We start from the raw sequence: 19,028 nt of genomic DNA on the forward strand, positions 1-19,028 counted from the left end.
ACGAGCTGACATATCCGAAGGAGTTCCGCCCCATCGTCACTGATCCACTTTTGCGCCGATAACGTCGGCTTTATGTTCGACCACCTCCCCCGCACCGAGAGGCGTCCATGATCGGTGCCATCGCCGACGACTTCACCGGCGCCACCGACGTGGCCGTGGCCATGCGCCGCCGCGGCCTGCGTACCGTCCTGTACTTCGGGCTGCCGCCACAGGGCACCGAGCCGCCCGAGCACGACGTCGTCGTGATCGCGCTCAAGACCCGTACGATCCCCAAAGCCGACGCGGTGGCGCGGACGCTGCGCGCGCTGCGCTGGCTGCGGGCGCACGGCGCGGCGCGGCAGGTCTACTTCAAGTACTGCTCGACGTTCGACTCCACCCGCGACGGCAACATCGGCCCGGTGCTCGACGCGCTGGCCGACGCCATGGAGGTGCCGCTGGTCGCGATGACGCCGAGCTCTCCCGAGCACGGCCGCACGCAGTACAACGGCTACCTGTTCGTCGGCGACGTGCTGCTCGGCGAGTCGCACATGCGGCACCATCCGCTCACGCCGATGACCGACTCGTACCTGCCGCGGCTGCTCGAGGCGCAGAGCGCCTACCGGGCGGGTGTCGTGACGCTCGACCAGGTCCGCGGGCACGTGGTCGAACAGCGGCTGGCCGAGCTGCGCGAGCACGGCGTGCGGTACGCGTTCGTGGACGCGCTGGACGACTCCGACCTGGAGGTGTCGGGGCGGGCGCTGGCGGGAGCGCGGCTGGTGGCGGGCGCGGCGGGGCTGGCCGGCGGGCTGGCGGCGGCGCACGCGCGCACCGGTGGCGGCGAGCCGCCCGCGCCCGCGCCCTCCGGGGTGGCCGCGGTGCTCGCAGGGAGCTGCTCGGCCCGTACGTTGGAGCAGGTCGCGGCCATGATCGAGGCGGGCAGGCCGGCGTACCGGCTGGACGCGCTGACCGACCGCGACCCGGTCTCGCTGGCCCGCGGCGCCCTGGCCTGGTACGACCACCTGCCGCCCGGCTCGGGGGCGCCCCTCATCTACTCCTCGCTCGAACCGGCGGCGCTGCGCCGCGTCCAGCAGATCCTCGGCACCGAACGCTCGGCCACGATCCTGGAGCACGCGCTCGGCGACATCGCGCGCGGCCTGGTGGAGCGGGGCGTCACGCGGGTGATCTCGGCGGGCGGCGAGACTTCGGGCGCGATCGTGAGCGCGCTCGGCGTGCCGGGCGGCATGATCGGCGCGGAGGCGGCGCGCGGCGTGCCGTGGATCCACACCCCGGACGGCCTGTCGCTGCTGCTCAAGTCCGGCAACTTCGGCGAACCCGACCTGCTGGTGGAGGCGTCCCGATGACATCACCGGAATTCGACGGGCAGCGCCGGGAGATCATCGCCGCCGCCCGCTCCCTGTTCGCGCGCGGCCTCACCCACGGCAGTACCGGCAATCTGTCCGTACGGGTCGGCGACCGCGTGCTCGTCACCCCGACCGGCTCCAGCCTGGGCACGGTCGAGGCCGCCGACCTGTCGCTGATCGACCTGACCGGCGCGCACGTGGCCGGGCCCAAACCGTCGAAGGAGGCGTTCCTGCACGCCGCGCTCCTGCGGGCCAGGCCGGACGCGGGCGCGGTGGTGCACACGCACTCCACGTACGCCGCCGCCGTGTCGTGCATGGACGGGCTGGACCCCGACGACGCGCTGCCGCCGCTGACCGCGTACTTCGCGATGCGGGTCGGGCGGCTGCCGCTGCTGCCCTACTACGCGCCGGGCGATCCGGCGCTGGGCCCGGCAGCCGAGGAGAAGGCGCGCACGCACCGGGCGCTGCTGCTGAGCAACCACGGCCCGATCGTCGCGGGCAAGACGCTCGGCGCGGCCATGGACGCCGTGGAGGAGCTGGAGGAGACGGCCAAGCTCTTCCTCCTCCTGCGCGGCCTGCCCACCCGCCCGCTCACCCCGGAGCAGCGTGAAGCTCTCGCCGATCCGCGCACGTGATCGTCGCTCTGGCTCCATGGTCCCGGCTCCGCGGAACAGGAGATGCTCCTGACCGCGGAGCCCTGGCTGACCGGGCGTGCGCCGTGTCAGGGCAGCAGGCCCAGACGGCGGGCGGTGGCGGCGGCCTGGGTGCGGGTTGAGACGCCGAGCTTGCCGAGGATGTTGGACACGTGGACGCTCACCGTCTTCTGTGCGATGAACAGCCGCTCGGCGATCTCCCTGTTGGTCAGCCCCTCGGCCACCAGCCGCAGCACCTCGATCTCCCGCGCGGTCAGCCGCCCCTCGGCCGGCTCAACGGCCGCCCCCGCCCGGGGCTCGCCCGCACGGGAGCCGCCGCCGGCGGCGATGCCGAAGCGGGCGCGACGCCCGAAGTCGAGCAGCGCGTTCTCCAGCGGCACGGCCCGCAGCTTGCCCGCGACCTCCCTGGCCGCCTCCCACTCCGCCTGGGCCGCCTCGCGGTCGCCCGCCGCGAGCAGCGCCTCGGCGAGCCGCCAGCGGGCGCGCGCGGCCTCGTACACGAAGCCGTAGTCGAACGCCTCGACGACCTTGCGGCACAGCTCGACGTCGAGCCGCCCGTGCACGCGGTGCCACTCGGCCTCGACGCGCAGCGTCCACGCCCGCCCCTCGGGGCCGAGGTGCCCGCCACCGCCGGTGGGGCCGTGCTCGGCGGAGAGCCTGGCCTGGGCGCGCAGCTCGTCGGCGCCCTCGGTGGTGCCCAGCTCGGCCAGCGCCCACAGCCCGATGGCGGCGATGCGGACGTTGCCGGCGTCGCCGGGCTGCTGCGCCGCGAGCACCGCGCGTACGTGGTCGAGCGCGGTGGCGGGGTCGCCGTGCCACAGCGCGTGCTCGGCGGCCAGCCCGCGCGACATGTAGGAGGCGAGCGCGTCGGACCAGAACGGCCGCAGCCAGCTCAGCCGCGACTCGACCGCGGGCAGGCCGCGCGCCACCTCGATGAACAGCGCGAACGACGACAGGATGGCCTCGGGGACCGTGCCGACCCTGGCCCCGAACCCGGCCGCCATGGTCTCGGCCGCGTCCCACTCGCCGGCGACGTAGTGGATGAGGAAGCGCAGGAAGCGCAGGTCAGTGCCGTACGTGCTCCACATGAGCCCGGTCTCGGACGCCAGGCGGATGCCGTCGTCGGCCACCTCGGCGGCGTGTTCGAGCACCCCCTGCTCGTAGTGGATGCGGGCGTGGTGGAAGCGGGCCCGCAGGTCCATGGCGAGATCGCCGGTGGGCCCCGCCATGGCCCGGTCGACCAGGTCGTGAGCCCGGTGCATGTCGCCGGCCACCTCGGCGTAGACGGCCAGCGTGAGCAGAGCGCCGACCTCGGCGTCTCTGGCCCCGGCCGCGCGGGCGAGCTCCAGCGCCCGGGTGGCCAGCTCCTCGGCCTCGTGATGGCGCGGGCTCCACAGCAGGGTGCGGGCGTAGGTGGCCATGGCGCGGGCGAGCGTCGCGGGCTCGCCCGCGCTCTCGACGGCGCGCTCGGCCACCTCAACCGCCGCGTCCTCGTCGTTCATCTCGTAGAGGTAATAGGCGAGCCGCTCGCACACCTCGGACGTCTGCGGCAGCACGCGGAGCTGCGTCACCGCGCGGTGCTTGTCGCCGCTGTCGGCCGCCATGACCGCGCTGCGGAACGCCAGCTTCACGCGGCTCTCCCCGGCCAGCCGCTCGGCGTCGTCGACCCGCTCCCACAGCGACAGCGCGCGGTCGTAGTGGCGGTGGGCCTCGGCGGGCGCGCCGACCCGCTCGGCCTCCCTGCCCGCCTCGACGGAGGCCGCGAGCGCGCCCGGCAGGTCATGGCCGGCCAGATGGTGGTGCGCCAGCTCGGCGGGCGAGGTGAGCAGGCGGGCGAAGGCGGCGTGGAGGCGGGTGCGCTCGCCCGGCAGCAGGTCGTTGTAGACGGCCTCCTGGAGCAGCGCGTGGCGGAAGGCGTAGCCGTGGCCGCGCACCTTGAGCAGGCCGCGCGAGACGATCTCCCTGACCGCCTCCTCGAACTCGGCGAGCGGCAGCCCCGACACCTCGCGCAGCAGCTCGTCCTCCACCCTGCGCCCGGCCACGGCGGCGGCGCGCAGCACCCGCTGACCGGCCTCCGACAGCACCTCGACCCTGGACAGCAGCAGACCGGCCAGCTCGTCGGGCAGGTCGTCGCCCTCGGCCATGGCGGCATAAAGCTCTTCGGCATAGAACGGGTTGCCGTCGGCGCGGGAGACGATGAGCCCGAGGCTCTGGGCGTCGATGTCGCCCAGCGTGGCGACGTAGTCGGCCATCTCGCCGTCGCCCAGCGGCCCGAGCTCCACGCTCGTCACCGTGGGCAGGCGCTTGAGCTCGGCCAGAACGGGCCTGAGCGGGTGGCGGCGGTGCAGGTCGTCGGTGCGGTAGGTGCCGACCACGCACACCCGCTCGCTCTGCAGCATGCGGCTGAGGAAGACCAGCAGGTCGCGGGTGGACCGGTCGGCCCAGTGCAGGTCTTCGATGACGAACAGCACCGGCTGCACGTCGGCGAGCAGCCCGAGCAGCGAGCCGAACAGCCGCTGCTGGGTGAGCCCGGTGGCGGGCGCGCTCTCCGTGCCGGGCAGTAGCTGGCCCAGCATGGGGTGGGCGGCGGCGGCCTCGCGCACGGCCGGCTCGGCGCTGCGCAGCGCGTCGGCCAGCGGCAGGTAGGGCAGCGCGTCGCCCAGCTCGGCGCACTGGCCGACCAGGACGTGGAAGCCGCGCGAGCGGGCCTCGGCGACCAGCTCGGCGGCCAGCCGGGTCTTGCCGATGCCGGCGTCGCCGCCGACGAGCGCCACACCCGCCACGCCGTCGGCGGCCGAGCTTAGCGCTCGCAGCAGTCCGGCCAGCTCAGCGGCTCGCCCGACGAAAAGACCTGTCACGCCTGCAAACTATGCCATTTTCCACCGACAGCCGATTGGTCCACGGGACCGCCCGGCGATTGGCCCTCCTGGCCGGACCAAACCGGGCCTAGATTGCTCCCCGTGATTGATCCGACGACGTTCGCCGTCTTCCTGACGGTCAGCATCACCGTGGTCCTGATCCCCGGGCCCAACCACCTCTACATCACCGCACGCGGGCTCTCCCAGGGCCGGGCGGCCGGTCTGGCCAGCGCGTTCGGCGTGGAGACTGGCACGCTCCTGCACATCGCGGCCGCCGCCGCGGGCCTGTCGTACGCGATCGCGCAGTCCGCCACGCTGTTCTCGATCATCAAGTGGGCGGGCGTCGCCTACCTCGTCTACCTGGGCGTGCGCGCGTTCACCGGCAAGGAGCAGCAGGCCGGCGCGCCCGAGCCGCAGCCGCTGCGCAAGGTGTTCCTCGAAGGACTGCTGGTCAACGTGCTGAATCCCAAGGTGGCGCTGTTCTTCCTGGCGTTCCTTCCGCAGTTCGTCGACCCCCGCGCGGGCTCGCCCGCGCTGCAGGTGGTGGTGCTCGGCCTCACGCTGCTGCTGGTCGGCCTGATCTCTGATGTCGCGTACGCCGTCACCGCCGGTGCGATCGGCCGCCGCCTCACCCGAGCGGCCAAGCCCATGCGGTACGCCAGCGGCGGCGTCTACCTCGCCTTGGGCGTGCTCACGGCGTTCGCCGCGCGAGAATAGCCTCCATGGCGCCCAGGAAGCAGCGGGAGATCTTCGACGCGACCCTGCGGCTGGTGGCCGAGCGGGGCTATGACGGGCTGACCGTCGAGGGGGTCGCCGAGCGCTCCGGCGTCAACAAGACCACGATCTACCGCTGGTGGCCGTCGAAGGCGGCGCTGCTGGGTGCGGCGCTGGTGGAGTCCGACGTGCTCGGCTTCGCCGTGCCCGACACGGGGAGCCTGCGCGGTGACCTGATCGCCCTCGTGGAGGGCGTACGGCGGCTGCTGACCGAGCCGCCGGGCAGCGACATCGCGGTGGCCGCGCTCGCCGCCGCCGTCCGGCACCCCGAGCTGGACGGGCGGCGGTTCTTCGCCGACCGGTTCGCCAAGGAGCGGGAGATCTTCGAGCGCGCCGCCCGCAGGGGCGAGCCCGCCGCGTCCGCCGACCCGCTGCTGATCATGGACCTGCTCGCCGGGGCGGTGTGGATGCGGGCGGTGCTGCGCGGCATGAAGGTCGGCGACGACTTCGCCGCCGAGGCCGTCGCCCTGGTCCTCGACGGCGCGTCACAGGTCGCGGAGCGCCCGTAGCTCGCTGACCACCTCGGCGCCGGGAGGCTGCGGCCTTGTTCGGCGGCCATGTTCGGCGGCCATGTTCGGCGGCCATGTTCGGCGCCCAGGCCGCCCCGGCGAGCCGAGCGTCAGGGGGTCTCGGACAGCGCGGCCGGGATGCGGTCGAGCACCGGGTACGGCACCAGCCCGTACGCGTAGAAGTCGATCGCCATCGCGCCGGCCGCCTTCGCGCCCCGCGCCTTGGCCACCAGCCGGTCGGTGGAGTCGCTGTCGGGATGGCCCGGCCGCAGCACCGCGCGCACCTCGCGGTCCTTGCCCACCGAACGCAGGTAGGCGGCGACGTCGTCGGCCACCCGCGCCGCGTCGCGCGCGTACGCGAGCACGCCGAACGCGGGCACGAGGTCGCCGAGCGCCACCAGGTCGACGCCGAACTGCCAGGCGTCGTGGGCGGCCAGGCCGGGGGTGGGCAGGCCGTCGGCGTACCCCTTGACCGCACCCGTGGAGTCGATGAACACCAGCTTCGAGCCCTCATCGGCCACCGCCGATGCCACCTCGGACACCAGCGTGGTGACGGTCTCGGAGCGGGCGCGGGCGTAGGCCACCACGTCGGGCCCCGCGTACGCGGTCAGCGCCGCCCTCGTCACCTCGCCCTGCGCGGGCGGGTCGCCGTCGAAGACGCCGCCCACGATGCGCGCGCACTCCTCGCGCGCCACCTCGGCGTCGACGCCGAGGTCGGTGGCCCGGCGCATGCAGTAGTCGCAGAAGCAGAGCCCGAACAGGTAGGCGTCCATGGGCCCGAGCGGCACGAAGGAGCGCTGCGGCTTCAGCGGCCTGAAGTGCAGCGACTCGGCCACCACGCTGTCGGCGCCGAGCCTGGCCACCGCCCTGGCCAGCGCGACCGCGTACGCGCGCACGTCGGGGTGGGCCGGGCACAGGTCGGTGAGCGAGCCGCGGTCGCCGAAGCAGTCGCGCACGGTCACGTCGGGGTGTTCGGTGCCTAGCGTGGCGTTGCGCAGGAAGACCGTCCAGGCGTGCAGCTTCAGCGACCGTTTCGCGCACGCCTCGGCGAGCCCGTCGAGCGCGTCGGTGTAGCCGGGGACGGGCCGCAGCCGCAGCCCGTCGAACAGCTCGGGCGGCGGCGTGAAGTGGGCGCCGTCGTGGCGCAGGGTCAGCCGGGACAGCCCGTGGGGGGTGACGTCGCGGGAGGCGTGGTGGACGGCGCCGACGGTGACGCCGGACACGCCGTAGCCGCTGATCCTGTCGAGCACCCGCTCGACGCCCTCGCCGCGCAGGTCCTCGACGAAGACGTACACCGAACTGTCCACAGCCGCACCTCAGGCGCTCTTGTGCGCGACGAAGTCGATCTCGACGAGGATGTCCATCAGCTCGGAGCCCACGGTGGTGCGCACCGGGTAGGGCGGGGTGAAGTAGGACTTGTAGACCTCGTTGTAGGCGGCGAAGTCGCGCTTGACGTGCTGGAGGTGCACGGTGGCCTTGATGACGTCGTCGTAGCCGAGGCCGTGGGCGGCGAGGATGGCGCCGAGGTTGCGCATCACCTGGTGGGTCTGGGTGGCGACGTCGTCGCCGACGATTTCGCCGGTGTGGGGGTCGAGCGGGCCCATGCCGGAGGTGAAGACGAAGTCCCCGACCACGAGCCCTTGGGAGTAGGCGCCGACCGGGGCTGCGCCCTCCGTGGTCCTGAGCTCCTTTTTCACGAGATCTCCCTAGAAGTTGGTGCGTATCGTGCCAACGACACGGTAATCCCGGTCCACCAGCGGCAGCACGCGCCACTTGTCGAAGGCCGTGCAGGGATGGGAGATGCCGAAGGCCAGCAGGTCGCCGGGCTTGAGCCCGGCGGCGCGTACCACGGTGTGCTGGTCCTGCATCTTCAGGATCGTCACGCCGCCCCTGCGCGGGATCGGCAGGCCCTCGTCGTAGGGGGCGTCGCGCTTGCCCATGCCGACGATCGCGAGGTCCGGCTCGGGCGTGGACAGCACGTGCGCCCACACCTCCAGCGCCGGGCGCAGCTCGCCGTCGATGCGGTTGAACGGCGTGCGCTCGCGGTAGAAGCCGTCGTCGTGGGTGACGTACGCGCCGCTGCGCAGCAGGATGCGGGCCTGGGTGGCGACCAGCTCGCGGCCGATCACGTCGAACCACTGGCTGCCGCCGACGGTCAGGATGGGACGTTTGAGCCGGACGTACTCGACGGCCTCCTGCAGCGCGGCCAGATATTTCCGGACTTCTTCGGCGCTCTTCAGGCCGCCCTCGTAGCCCGCCACCCCGGCCAGCTCGACGCCGGGCGTGCGCTGCGCGTACGCGGCCACCTCCAGCAGCCGCTCCAGCGAGCGGCAGCCGGCCCGCCCGCCCTCGTGGCCCAGCTCCACCAGCACCGGGAACGGCCGCGCGCCCGCATGGCGGGCGAGGATGTCGATGGCGGCCTCGGAGTCGGCGAAGCTCAGCAGCTCGAACGCGGGGTCGCGGTCCAGCTCGGCCGCCGCCCAGGCCAGCCCCGCCGGATCGACCACCTGGTTGGCCACCATGACGCGGCCGACGCCGAAACCCCTGACGGTCCTGGCCTGCTTCAGCGTCGCCACCGTGAGCCCCCACGCCCCCGCGGCGAGCTGCATCGCGGCGATCTCCGCCGACATGTGCGTCTTGGCGTGCGGCGCCAGCTCCATGCCGTGATCGCGGACGAACGCGGCCATCGTGGCGACGTTGTGCTCCAGCGCGTCGCGGTGCACCAGCATCGCGGGAAACTCCAGGCCGCCGCCGAAGACCGACTGACCGAGGATCGCCGGCACCACACCCCCTTCGTCCGCGTCCGACCCTATCCCAACCGGGCGCTCCGGCCGCGCGCTCACCGGCCGTCCGGTCGCCGTACGCTCCGGCCGCGCGCTCACGGGCGCAGCGCCCGGCCCGGGGTGGCGCCGGTCAGCTCGCCGCGCGCCAGCACGGGCACGCCCGACACCAGCACGTCGTCCACGCCCTCGGCGAGCGTGCGCGGCGCCGGGTAGGTCGCGAGGTCGGTCACCGTGTCCGGGTCGAAGATCACCACGTCGGCGGCGCAGCCCTGCCGCAGCAGCCCGCGGTCGAGCAGGCCGAAGCGGCGCGCCGGGTGGGCCGACAGGTGCGTCACCGCCTGCTCCCACGTCCAGTCGCCCAGCTCCCTGACGTGCCAGGCCGAGGAACCTCGCGAACGCGCCGTAGCCGCGCGGATGGGGGTGGCCGCCCACGTAGATGCCGTCGGAGCCGCCGGTCTGCGAGGGGTGGCGCAGCATCCTGCGTACGGACTCCTCCCCCTTCGGGCCCTCGTCGGGACGGGCCGAGACCACGCCCGCCTCCAGCCGCGTCTCCACCAGCAGCCGGCGGCAGAACTCAGCAGGCGTCACCTCGGCACGCTCGGCCGCCGCGACCATGGTCAGGCCCTCGGCCCACTCCAGGCCGGGCGCGTGCGAGACGGTCAGGCGCGGCCAGACGGCGTCCAGCGTCGGCCACCAGTCGTCGAGCACGCCCGAGCCGATCATCTCGATCGCCGCGTCCGGCTCGGCGCCCGGCACCTGGGGCGGCAGCACGACCATCGCGAGTATCGTGTTGCCGCGCAGGTAGGGGTAGGTGTCGAAGGTCAGGTCCACGCCCTCGGCGAGCGCCCGCTCGACCAGCGGCAGCAGCACGTCGGCAGGGCCGTGCAGGTGGGAGACGTGCACGGCGGCCCCCGACCGCTCGGCGATCTCCATCACCTCCGTCATCCCGATCTCGGCGCGCTCGCCGTAGGCGCGCATGTGGGTGACGTACGGCAGCCCGCCCAGCGGGGCGCACAGCGCGGCCAGCTCCGCCGCGTCGGCGTAGCGTCCTGGCAGGTATTCGAGGCCGCTCGACAGACCCACCGCGCCCTCCGACAGGCCGCGCTCGACGCGGCGCACCATCTCGTCGAGGTCGCCGGGCGCGGCGCGGTCGGGCGACGGGCCCATGACGTCGTAGCGGATCGTGCCGTGCGGCAGCAGGTACGCGGTGTTCAGCGCCACCGCCCGGTCGTAGCCGTCGAGCAGCTCGCGCACGCTCAGCGGACCGTCGGTCAGCGCGCCGTTGACGGCGGCGAAGTAGCGCGCGGCGTAGGCCACCGTCGCCGCCGAGCCGGGCGCGAACGACAGCCCGTCCTGGCCCAGCACGAACGTCGTCACACCCTGCCGCAGCGCCGCCCGCTGCACCGCCTTGTCGAACACGGCGGCGTCGCCGTGGGCGTGGCAGTCGACGAACCCCGGCGCGACGAACCGCCCGGTCGCGTCGATCACCGTGCCCGCCCCTGCCGGGTCGATCCTGCCGATCGCCGCGATGCGATCACCCGTGATCGCCACGTCCGCGCGGAACGGCGGGGCGCCCGTGCCGTCGAGCACCCGGCCGCCGCTGATCACTACGTCGAAGGTCACTCCAGGATTCAATCAGAGCCGCCGCGCCGGACATGAGGTCTGGGGCAGCAACGGGCGCTCGGCGAGCAGGGCGCGGGCCTGGGCCCGGGCCAGGTTCCAGCCGTTCCACGGGTCGGGCTCGGCCAGGCCGTTGGCGCGTACGACGTCGCGCAGCACGCAACTGCGCTGCGGCTCCGGCAGCCGGTCGAGCGCCGGCACCGCCTCCGCGCCCAGGTCGCCCAGGTAGTCCGAGTCGAGGTTGGTGACGCCGCGGATCTCCACCTGCGTCCGCGCGACCTGCAGATCGGGGTTGGCGAGCGCGAACGCACCCAGGCTCAGGCCCGTGACCAGCACGATCGTACGGGGGAGCCAGCCGATGCCGCGGCCCGCCAGCCGTATCGCGCCGGCCACCAGCACCAGCGCGAACAGCGCACCCAGCCACCACACCGTCGCCTGCACCGACAGCCGCAGCCGCGACAGGCCGTAGGCGTCGGTGTAGAGGTTCATGCGGTGCAGCGCCGAGGCCAGCACCACCATGGTCAGCCCGCACAGCACGCCCAGCAGCGCCGCCAGCACCCAGCGCTCCCGGCGCCCCACCTTCAGCAGGCCCGCCGCCACCGCCACGATGCCCAGCACGAACACGCTGACCACCACGAGCTGGAAGAACCCCTGCCTGGCGTACTCGGCGTAGGTCAGCCCCGCCGTCTCCAGCACCAGCGCGTCACCGCCGAACAGCGCCGTGATCTGCACCGCCACGAACGCCGCGAAGAGCAGGTTCACCGCCGTCAGCGGCACCAGCCAGACGCTCCTGCTGACCTCGAACCTGGTCGCCGGCCCCGCGGGATCCACCACCGGCCGCAGCGCCACCAGCACCACCGCCGCCGGCAGCACCCCGAACACCCCGAACAGGAAGATCCGCACCGGCACCTGCTCCACCCAGGCGGGTGCCGCCGTCAGGCGCTCCACGTACGTGGCGAACACCGCGTCCGCCGACGCGAACAGCACCCCGAACACCAGCAGCAGCACCGCCGTGATGCCCAGCGCGGCCAGCGTCGGCAGCACCCGCCGCCGCGCCGTCAGCCGCTTCATCGGCCCGGCCAGGAACCACGGCACCGGGCCCAGCGCCAGCAGCACCGACAGGCCGCCCCTGATCACGCCCATCCAGCCCTTGCCCGCGCCCGACACGGCCAGCGCGCCCAGCCCCGCCCCCGCCGGCAGCAGGATCGCGACCAGCCAGTCCGCGTCGCGCACCGCCGCCATCGCGACCAGCCAGTACGCTGTCGCGCCGAACGCCACCGTCCACGGCGTCACCCGCCGCAGCACCGCCGGCAGCGCCGCCCCTCCCAGCACCACCGCGACCAGCACCAGGCCCAGCCCTGCCTGCGCCTCCGGCAGCGCCACCGCCGCGAACGCCCCGGCCCCGGCCGCCGCAGGCAACACCCACTTCGGCGCCTCAGGCACCTCCGGCCTGGGGAAGAGCGGCGGCGGCACATAAGCCGCCCCCCGATATCCCCCACCGCCCATGCCGGCGCCCGGCCGGCGCCGTCTGGCCTGCGCTCCCTACGGCTCCCGCGCCGCTTCCGGCCCCCGCACCGCCTACGACCCCTGCGCCGCCTGCGGCCACCTCACCCAGCCGGCTCGCCGGGACCAGGTGATGCGCGGAGCCCTGCTGGTAGGCGATCTGGCGCCGGTGGTACTCGGCCGCGGCCGCACGCCGAGCCGACCTGACCCCCAGGGCGGCACCGGCGGCCCCGCACGCCCCGACGCAGCCGGCCAGCGTGAGGAACGCCCCCGCATCGCTCACGACCGCGGCGGCCGGCACAGCGGCGAAGAGCCCCACCGGGAACCCGGCCACGACTCCGATCAGCCCGCCCACGATCAGCCGCACCAACCCGCTGGGCCCACCCGCATACGCCACCGCCGCCAGAGCACCCGCCGCGCCACCGCCGCCGGCCTCCGCGCTGCCCGCGCGAACGTCCTCGCCGGCGGCGCCAGAGTCCTCGCCGCCGGTCTCAGCGGCCGGTCCGCCGGCGCGCACGTCCAGGTCGCAGGCGTGCGCGTCCAGGTTGCAGGCGCCCGCGCTCGTGCCGCTGGCCGCATCCTCCGAACCGCTGCTCCACGTGCCCAGGCCCCTGGCGGGCGCGTCCACACCCCCGGTGCGCGCGTCCGCGTTGCGGGTGTGGGCGGCCAGGTCAGTGGCGGGCGCGTCTGGCAGTCCGGCTGCGCTGTCCGGAGCGGCGGCGTACGGCGGGCTGCCCACGCCCTCAGCGCCGGAGCCGCCGGCCGTGGCGACCGGCGACCCGATCACGGCCGGAGCACCGGACGCGGCGCTCCCGGGCTGTGCGGCCGCGCCGTCCGCGCCCACCGCCCCAGAGGGCGCGCACTCACCGTACGAAAGCCTGGGCGTGCCCTCCGCACCACCCGACGGCCCGGACGCAGCCCTCGCGCCATCCGGTCCGGATGCGGTGCCGATGGGCGGCGTGGTCGGGTCCGGGGCGCGCACGGCGGAAGACGCGGGCAGCGGGGTGCCGGGGAGCGTGATGCGGTTGGGGAGGTCGACGACCATGCGGCAGCCGGGGCCGTCGTCGATCCGGACGGAGCCGCCGTGCAGTTCGACGATCTCCTTCACGATGGCCAGCCCCAGCCCGGCGCCTCCGGCGTCGGCGGCGCGGCCGGCGTCGAGGCGGGAGAAGCGTTCGAAGACGCGGGCCCGGGCGGAGGCGGGGATGCCGGGGCCCTGGTCGGCGACGGTGAGCCGGACGCCGGGCCCGGAGGCGGCCGCGTTCACGGTGACGGTCCCGCCGGGCGGGCTGTGCCGTACGGCGTTGTCGAGGAGGTTGGCGAGAACCTGGGCGAGCAGGTCGGGGTCGGCCCGCAGGACGAGGTCGTCCGGCATGGACGGCCGGATGGAGACGTCCTCGCGGGCCAGCGCGGCCTCGCGGACGGCCTGCTCGACGAGCGGGGCGAGCGCGACGGCCTCGGCCTCGATGAGGCGGACGCCGGAGTCGAGCCGCGACAGGTCGAGGAGCTGGGCGACGAGCCGGCCGAGCCGTTCGGTCTGGGCGAGCGCGGTGCGCATGGTGACGGGGTCGGCGGCGGAGACGCCGTCGACGACGTTCTCGAGCACGGCGCGCAGCCCGGTGATGGGGGTGCGCAGCTCGTGGCTGACGTTGGCGACGAGCTCACGCCGCTGCCGATCGACCTCGCCGAGGTCGGCGGCCATCGCGTTGAACGCCCTGGCCAGCTCGCCGACCTCGTCCCGCGATGTGGCGGCGACGCGCAGGTTGTAGTTGCCCTTGGCGATGGTCTGGGCGGCGCGGGCCATCTGGCGCAGCGGCTTGGTCATGCCCATGGCGAGGACCTGCACCATGATCAGGGCGAGGACGACGGCGACGGCGATGCGCACTTCGCGGGAGAGCCCGGAGTTGATGCCGACCTCGTTGACGACGAACGCGGTGCCGACGGCCAGCACGATCACGATGCCGAGCTTGACCTTGATGCGGCCGAGGAAGTCGAGGGGGTTCATCGGGTGACCAGGGCGTAGCCGACGCCGTGCACGGTGCGTACGACGTCGGAGCCGAGCTTGCGGCGCAGCGCGCGCACGTGGCTGTCGACGGTCCTGGTGGCGGCCGCCTCGGAGAAGCCCCACACGTCCGACAGCAGCCGGTCGCGCTCGAAGACGTGACCGGGGCGTTCGGCGAGGCGGCGCAGCAGGTCGAACTCGGTCCTGGTGAGCTGGGCCTCGACGCCGCGCACGAAGACGCGGCGGGCGGCGGTGTCGATCTCGACCTCGCCGGCCCTGATCACGGTGTCCTCGGCGGCGAGCTGGGCGGCGCGCTCGACGCGGCGCAGCAGGGCGTGGATCCTGGCGACGAGCTCGCGCATGCTGAACGGCTTGGCAAGGTAGTCGTCGGCGCCGACGCCGAGGCCGACGAGCACGTCGGTCTCCTCGCCGAGCGCGGTGAGCATGAGCACGGGGACGGGCCTGGCGGCCTGCATGCGGCGGCACACCTCCAGACCGTCGAGGCCGGGCAGCAGCCGGTCGAGGATCACCAGATCGGGTTCGGCCTTGGCGAACTGGACGAGGGCGTCCTGCCCGTCGGCGGCCACCCTGACGTCGAATCCCTCGGCGGCCAGCCGGTTGCGCACGGCCAGCGCGATCGTCACGTCGTCCTCGACCACGAGGATGCGTCGCTGCTCTGCCACGTACGAAAGCCTAGAAGCGGGCTGTGCAGACGACACTGCCGAAGTCGTGCACATTCCGTGCAGAATTGCCGAATGGACACCACTGCGTATCTCACTCGTCTTGGCCTGCCCTCCTTGCTCGGCGCTCCTCCGAGCGCCGAGAATCTGCGGGCGCTGCACACCGCGCACGTCGAGCGGGTGCCGTACGAGGCGCTGGAGATCTGGCTCGGACGGCGCACGACCGTCGATCCCGAGGAGTCGGCCGCGCGGATACTCAAGGGGCGCGGCGGCTACTGCTACCACCTCAACGGCGCGTTCTCCGCGCTGCTGCGATCGCTGGGCTACGACGTGACCCGGCACGTCGGCGGGGTGCAGATGCGTCACAGCGAGCCGGGGATCACCGGGAACCACCTGGTGCTGACCGCGCGCGGCCTGCCGTCGGACGACAATCCCGGCGGCGAGTGGATGGTGGACGTGGGGCTGGGCGACGCGTTGCACGAGCCGCTGCCGCTGGTCGAGGGCACCTATCGGCAGGGGCCTTTCACGTACGGGCTGCGCCGCTCGGAGGTGGCGCCCGGCGGCTGGCGGCTGGACCACGACCCGAGCGGTTCGTTCCTGGGCATGGACTTCGCCCTTGACCCTGCGGAGATGTCGGCTTTCGCGGATATGCACGAGCATTTGACGACGTCTCCGGAGTCGGGGTTCGTCCGGGTCGCGGTGGTGCAGCGGCGCGACGCGTACGGGGTGGACTGCCTGCGCGGGCTGAGCCTGACCCGCTACGGCAACACGTCGCTGTCGGTGACGCTCGACTCGGCGCGCGACTACTTCGCGGCGCTCAACGACGTCTTCGGGCTGCCGCTCGACGACGTGAGCGCGCAGGAGAAGGACGCGCTGTGGAGCAAGGTGCACGCGGCGCAGGAAGCCTGGCTGGCGGCCAGGGCCTCGTGATGGCCGAGCCCTGTCGATGGCGCTATGGTGCACGTAGACATGGGTGAGACCAGGAAACTCAACGGTCGCTACCGCCTGCTCAATCCGCTTGGCTCGGGCTCCCTGCGCCTTGCCTTCGACGAGGCGGAGCACCGCGACGTCGCCGTCAGGCAGTTGCGGGTGCCGCCGGAGTTGCGGGAGGCCGCCCTGTTCGAGGCGCGCAGGGCGAGCGGGCTGCACCACCCTTTCGTGGTGCGGGTGCTCGACGTGCTGATCGAGGACGGCGTGCCGTGGCTGGTCATGGAGTTCGTCTCGGGTACGTCGCTCGAACAGGTCGTGCGCTCGCACCGTCCGCTGCCCATCGCCCAGGCGGCCAGGGTGGGCGTGTGCCTGCTGTCGGCGCTGAGCGCCGCCCACGCGGCCGGCATCGTGCACGGCCGCGTGGATCCCGGCAACGTGCTGCTCACCGCGACGGGCCGGGCGGTGCTGAGCGGGTTCGGCTATCCCAGCCTGAGCATGCTGCCGTCGGCCGACCTGTGGTCGCTGGCGGCCACGCTGCACTTCGCGGTGGAGGGCCGCCCGCCCGGCCAGGTGCCCGCGGAGGGCGCCGACCCGTTCAGGTCGCTGCTGCGGGCCATGCTGCACCCGTCGGGGCCACCGCCGATGGAGGTGGTGCGCGAGACCCTGGAACGGCTGGCGGTCGATCGACCGCTGGACGTCGTGATCGAGGCGGCGGGGCCGCTGCCGCCCGCCCAGGTGGCGGCGATCGGGCTCGACGTGCTGGAGCGGCTGGCGTCGTTGGACGAGTTCCACGGCGGGGTGCAGCCGGGCAACGTGCTCATCGACGACTCCGGCAGGGCACGGCTGATGCCGTTGCCGCGGGCGGGAACGCTCCCGGCGTACTCGGCGCCCGAGGGCGCGGCGACGCAGGCGGCGGATCTGTGGTCGCTCGGCGCCACGCTCTTCGCCGCCGTCGAGGGCACGCCGCCCTCGCCCGGTGCGCCGCTGAAACACGCGGGGCCCCTGGCTCCGGTGCTGTACCGGCTGCTCAAGGGCAACCCGTTGGAACGTCCCACTGTGGACGAGCTCCGCCACGACCTGCAGAAGATCGCCGGTGCCCGCCCGTGATGCCCGTTGCGCAACGATTGAGATACATCGCGAGACGGAACCAAGCCGCCTGGTTCACACGTTGGACAGGCGACGCAGAATGTGGAAAGAGGCGGAGCGCGCGCTCCGCGTTCGGAGGGTTTCGAGGATGTCGCCAATCCAGAAGTATCTGATCGGCGCGGGCGCCGCGGTCCTGCTCTCGTGGTGGCTCCTGCCGGGATGGGTCACCCTGCTGGTCCTCCTCGGCGTGGTCGCCGCCCCGGTGGTGGGCTACTTGATGCTCGACCCGTCGCAGCGCGAGCGCCTCAAGAGGGCCCGCAGGCGGGGCATCGGCCGCTAGAGCCGGCGAGCATCGCCGTACGGCGGAGGCTCGCTTAAGGGCTCAGCTCGCCTCCGCCGCGGCCAGCTCGTTCTCCACGCGCCTGGTCACCCTGCGCTCGACGTAGAACGACAGGAACGGCACCGTGCCGCCGAGCATGACGCCCAGCAGGTACGGCCACGACCAGCGCGCCTTCATGCCCAGGTTCATGGCCGCGACGAGATAGATCATGTAGAGGCCGCCGTGGATCGGGGCGACGATCTTCGACATCGCCTCCTGGCCGAAGCCGTACCGCAGGACCATGCCGACGCAGAGCACGAGCAGCATGACGCCCACGACGTAGGCGAGCGCCCGGAAGGGCTTGAGAGCCGATTCCACCGTTAACCTTCCAGAACCATTTCAGGGGACGACGTGCGGCGGTCCCGATCGCTTCGCACCGCGTCGCGGACGAAGTGGAACCACATGAAGACGGCGAATACCGCGAAGATCCACCAGTTGGCGGCATACGCCAGGTTACGCCAGGTCAGCTCTCCTCCGACCACGGGCGGACTCACCTTGACCTGGGTGAGCGAGCCCGAAGGCGGCTGCGCGACGACGAAGCCGGTGCGGATCTTCTGCCCCTGCCACAGGTTGATCAGCTCTCCGGTGGAGACGGTCTGCACCTGACCGGGCGGCAGCCCTTCGGCGCGCCGCTGCACGCTGTCGGTGCCCTGCTGGGGACGCAGCCGCCCCGTCACCGTGACCTTGCCCTCGGGTACGGACTTGATCGCCGGGTCGTCGGCCTTGGCCGTCCAGCCGCGTACGACGGGCATCAGCGTGCCGTCGTCGAGCCTGAGCGGCGTGAGCACCCAGTAGCCGTGGTCGCGCGAGACGTTGCCGCCGGGCGCGTCGACGTCGGCCCGCCGGTCGGCGACCAGGAGCTGTCTGGCCGCCTCGTAGACGCCTTCCGCGGTGACCCTGCGGCCGACGTACTCGCCGTTCATCTGCCCGCCCACCTGGGCGAGCGTGGCGACCGGCACGGCCGCGGGGTCGGCGGTGGCGCGCGGCTTGCCGGAGTCCTGGAACACGCCGAGCTGCCAGCGCCCGAGCAGGATGAACGCGACGAGGACCCCGATGGTGAGCAGGTGCAGCCCCAGGAGACGGGGCGACAGCAGGGTCCGCAGCATGCTTCCAAGCTATCTGCCGGGCAGGGAGGTCTCGTAATCAGGATGGCCCAATCGATCCCACCAAAAGCCGCAAACGACGCAGGGGATCACGCTAGGCTGCTGCCCATGTCTGACCAGCACATCGATCCTGCGGGCAACACCCAGGCCTTCCGCGCGTTCGCGAACGCGCGCGAGCAGGAGGCCGCCGCCGAGCCGAAGAAGTCGCCGCTCGTCCCCATCATCGCAGTCGTCGCCGCCATCGTCGTCATCGGCGTCGTCGCGTTCCTGCTGCTGCAGTAGGCAGCCGACTGCATCACCCGCCGCGGAGGCCGTGGCGGGGATTCGTCGTTCCCGTACGCTGGACCCGCCGAGGGCATCCGGACCTATGTTGGATGCGCAGTCCAATAACGGACCTCCGAGAAGGGCCAGTGAGCGGACCGGGCATCGTCATCGCCGGATCCGGCTTCGCCGGGATCTGCATGGCCATCAAGCTCAAGCAAGCCGGCTACCACGACGTCGTCATCCTGGAGAAGGCCGGCGAGCTGGGCGGCACCTGGCGGGACAACACCTACCCCGGCCGCGCGTGCGGCGTGCCGTCGCACGTGTACTCGTACTCGTTCGCGCTCAACCCCTCCTGGACGCGGTTGTTCTCGCCGCAGGAGGAGATCCACCGCCATCTGCGCGAATGCGCCGCGAAGAACGGCGTCACCCCGGTCGCGTTCCCGCCCGCCGTACGCCGCCTCCTGCGCCTGCCGGCCAGGGCGCCCGGCTTCGCCGTGCATCCGCGCCTGATGAAGGCGCACAGGAGCCGGCGCTGCGCCACCCG

19 protein-coding genes and 2 pseudogenes are annotated in these 19,028 nt (G+C 73.2%); 9 read left to right on the forward strand and 12 right to left on the reverse strand.

The window, feature by feature from the left end; translation table 11 throughout:
• Positions 1 to 107: 107 nt before the first annotated feature.
• Positions 108 to 1,340, forward strand: coding sequence for a 3-oxo-tetronate kinase (gene otnK, locus WBK31_RS29370; protein WP_378786434.1), 1,233 nt, complete (start codon positions 108 to 110; stop codon positions 1,338 to 1,340).
• Complete coding sequence (gene otnC, locus WBK31_RS29375; protein WP_364060492.1) at positions 1,337 to 1,975, forward strand: 3-oxo-tetronate 4-phosphate decarboxylase; 639 nt, start codon at positions 1,337 to 1,339, stop codon at positions 1,973 to 1,975. Before otnK ends, otnC begins: the two co-directional genes overlap by 4 nt.
• 86 nt (positions 1,976 to 2,061) lie before the next feature.
• Here the strand turns inward: otnC and WBK31_RS29380 are convergent, their stop codons facing one another.
• On the reverse strand, positions 2,062 to 4,851 hold the full coding sequence (locus WBK31_RS29380) for an AAA family ATPase (protein WP_364060489.1): 2,790 nt from the start codon (positions 4,849 to 4,851) through the stop codon (positions 2,062 to 2,064).
• A gap of 102 nt (positions 4,852 to 4,953) precedes the next feature.
• On the opposite strand from WBK31_RS29380, the gene WBK31_RS29385 reads away from it, so the two are divergent.
• Together WBK31_RS29385 and WBK31_RS29390 are read left to right on the forward strand one after the other, a co-directional pair.
• The gene (locus WBK31_RS29385; RefSeq protein WP_364060486.1) at positions 4,954 to 5,568 is read left to right on the forward strand and encodes a LysE family translocator; all 615 of its coding nucleotides are present in this window, start codon (positions 4,954 to 4,956) and stop codon (positions 5,566 to 5,568) included.
• 5 nt (positions 5,569 to 5,573) lie between these two features.
• The gene (locus WBK31_RS29390; protein ID WP_364060483.1) at positions 5,574 to 6,134 is read left to right on the forward strand and encodes a TetR/AcrR family transcriptional regulator; all 561 of its coding nucleotides are present in this window, start codon (positions 5,574 to 5,576) and stop codon (positions 6,132 to 6,134) included.
• Positions 6,135 to 6,244: 110 nt separating this feature from the next.
• On the opposite strand, the gene WBK31_RS29395 is transcribed toward WBK31_RS29390, so the two are convergent.
• From WBK31_RS29395 to WBK31_RS29430, 8 genes and pseudogenes are all read right to left on the reverse strand, one after another.
• Positions 6,245 to 7,441 (reverse strand): hypothetical protein, encoded by a 1,197-nt coding sequence (locus WBK31_RS29395; RefSeq protein WP_378786431.1) that lies wholly within the window; start codon positions 7,439 to 7,441, stop codon positions 6,245 to 6,247.
• A 9-nt stretch (positions 7,442 to 7,450) separates the two neighbouring features.
• On the reverse strand, positions 7,451 to 7,831 hold the full coding sequence (locus WBK31_RS29400) for a Rid family detoxifying hydrolase (RefSeq protein WP_364060477.1): 381 nt from the start codon (positions 7,829 to 7,831) through the stop codon (positions 7,451 to 7,453).
• A 9-nt stretch (positions 7,832 to 7,840) separates the two neighbouring features.
• Positions 7,841 to 8,863 (reverse strand): alanine racemase, encoded by a 1,023-nt coding sequence (locus WBK31_RS29405; protein WP_406675538.1) that lies wholly within the window; start codon positions 8,861 to 8,863, stop codon positions 7,841 to 7,843.
• A gap of 149 nt (positions 8,864 to 9,012) precedes the next feature.
• Positions 9,013 to 9,252, reverse strand: coding sequence for an amidohydrolase family protein (locus WBK31_RS29410; protein WP_406675539.1), 240 nt, complete (start codon positions 9,250 to 9,252; stop codon positions 9,013 to 9,015).
• A gap of 109 nt (positions 9,253 to 9,361) precedes the next feature.
• Positions 9,362 to 10,540 (reverse strand): annotated as a pseudogene (locus tag WBK31_RS29415) (amidohydrolase family protein); the annotation flags it as partial.
• 12 nt (positions 10,541 to 10,552) lie between these two features.
• Positions 10,553 to 11,980 (reverse strand): DUF4153 domain-containing protein, encoded by a 1,428-nt coding sequence (locus WBK31_RS29420; RefSeq protein WP_406673490.1) that lies wholly within the window; start codon positions 11,978 to 11,980, stop codon positions 10,553 to 10,555.
• On the reverse strand, positions 11,973 to 14,045 hold the full coding sequence (locus WBK31_RS29425) for an ATP-binding protein (RefSeq protein ID WP_406673491.1): 2,073 nt from the start codon (positions 14,043 to 14,045) through the stop codon (positions 11,973 to 11,975). Before WBK31_RS29425 ends, WBK31_RS29420 begins: the two co-directional genes overlap by 8 nt.
• A complete protein-coding gene (locus WBK31_RS29430) occupies positions 14,042 to 14,725 on the reverse strand; it encodes a response regulator transcription factor (RefSeq protein ID WP_378786425.1) in 684 nt (227 codons plus the stop codon). The genes WBK31_RS29425 and WBK31_RS29430 overlap by 4 nt, the downstream gene beginning before the upstream one ends.
• A gap of 72 nt (positions 14,726 to 14,797) precedes the next feature.
• On the opposite strand from WBK31_RS29430, the gene WBK31_RS29435 reads away from it, so the two are divergent.
• The 3 genes from WBK31_RS29435 to WBK31_RS29445 all read left to right on the forward strand — a co-directional run bounded on the left by WBK31_RS29435 (position 14,798) and on the right by WBK31_RS29445 (position 17,078).
• Complete coding sequence (locus WBK31_RS29435) at positions 14,798 to 15,652, forward strand: arylamine N-acetyltransferase (RefSeq protein ID WP_364060462.1); 855 nt, start codon at positions 14,798 to 14,800, stop codon at positions 15,650 to 15,652.
• Between the two features lie 39 nt (positions 15,653 to 15,691).
• A complete protein-coding gene (locus WBK31_RS29440) occupies positions 15,692 to 16,759 on the forward strand; it encodes a protein kinase domain-containing protein (RefSeq protein WP_364060459.1) in 1,068 nt (355 codons plus the stop codon).
• Between the two features lie 127 nt (positions 16,760 to 16,886).
• Complete coding sequence (locus tag WBK31_RS29445) at positions 16,887 to 17,078, forward strand: hypothetical protein (protein WP_364060456.1); 192 nt, start codon at positions 16,887 to 16,889, stop codon at positions 17,076 to 17,078.
• A gap of 42 nt (positions 17,079 to 17,120) precedes the next feature.
• Here the strand turns inward: WBK31_RS29445 and WBK31_RS29450 are convergent, their stop codons facing one another.
• Positions 17,121 to 17,435: a DUF3817 domain-containing protein gene (locus WBK31_RS29450; protein ID WP_364060453.1), complete on the reverse strand. Its 315-nt coding sequence runs from the start codon at positions 17,433 to 17,435 to the stop codon at positions 17,121 to 17,123.
• 2 nt (positions 17,436 to 17,437) lie between these two features.
• The gene (locus tag WBK31_RS29455) at positions 17,438 to 18,223 is read right to left on the reverse strand and encodes an SURF1 family protein (protein ID WP_364060451.1); all 786 of its coding nucleotides are present in this window, start codon (positions 18,221 to 18,223) and stop codon (positions 17,438 to 17,440) included.
• Between the two features lie 105 nt (positions 18,224 to 18,328).
• Between WBK31_RS29455 and WBK31_RS29460 the strand changes: the two genes are divergently transcribed.
• Positions 18,329 to 18,502 (forward strand): hypothetical protein, encoded by a 174-nt coding sequence (locus WBK31_RS29460; RefSeq protein ID WP_364060449.1) that lies wholly within the window; start codon positions 18,329 to 18,331, stop codon positions 18,500 to 18,502.
• Positions 18,503 to 18,681: 179 nt separating this feature from the next.
• Positions 18,682 to 18,792: pseudogene (locus WBK31_RS29465) on the forward strand (hypothetical protein); the annotation flags it as partial.
• Here WBK31_RS29465 and WBK31_RS29470 read toward each other — a convergent pair.
• The gene (locus WBK31_RS29470) at positions 18,771 to 19,025 is read right to left on the reverse strand and encodes a hypothetical protein (protein ID WP_378790282.1); all 255 of its coding nucleotides are present in this window, start codon (positions 19,023 to 19,025) and stop codon (positions 18,771 to 18,773) included. The pseudogene WBK31_RS29465 and the gene WBK31_RS29470 overlap by 22 nt on opposite strands.
• Positions 19,026 to 19,028: the final 3 nt, after the last annotated feature.

Origin of the sequence: Nonomuraea sp. N2-4H (assembly GCF_045291505.1) — a bacterium.
GTDB classification, from domain to species: Bacteria; Actinomycetota; Actinomycetes; order Streptosporangiales; family Streptosporangiaceae; genus Nonomuraea; species Nonomuraea fastidiosa.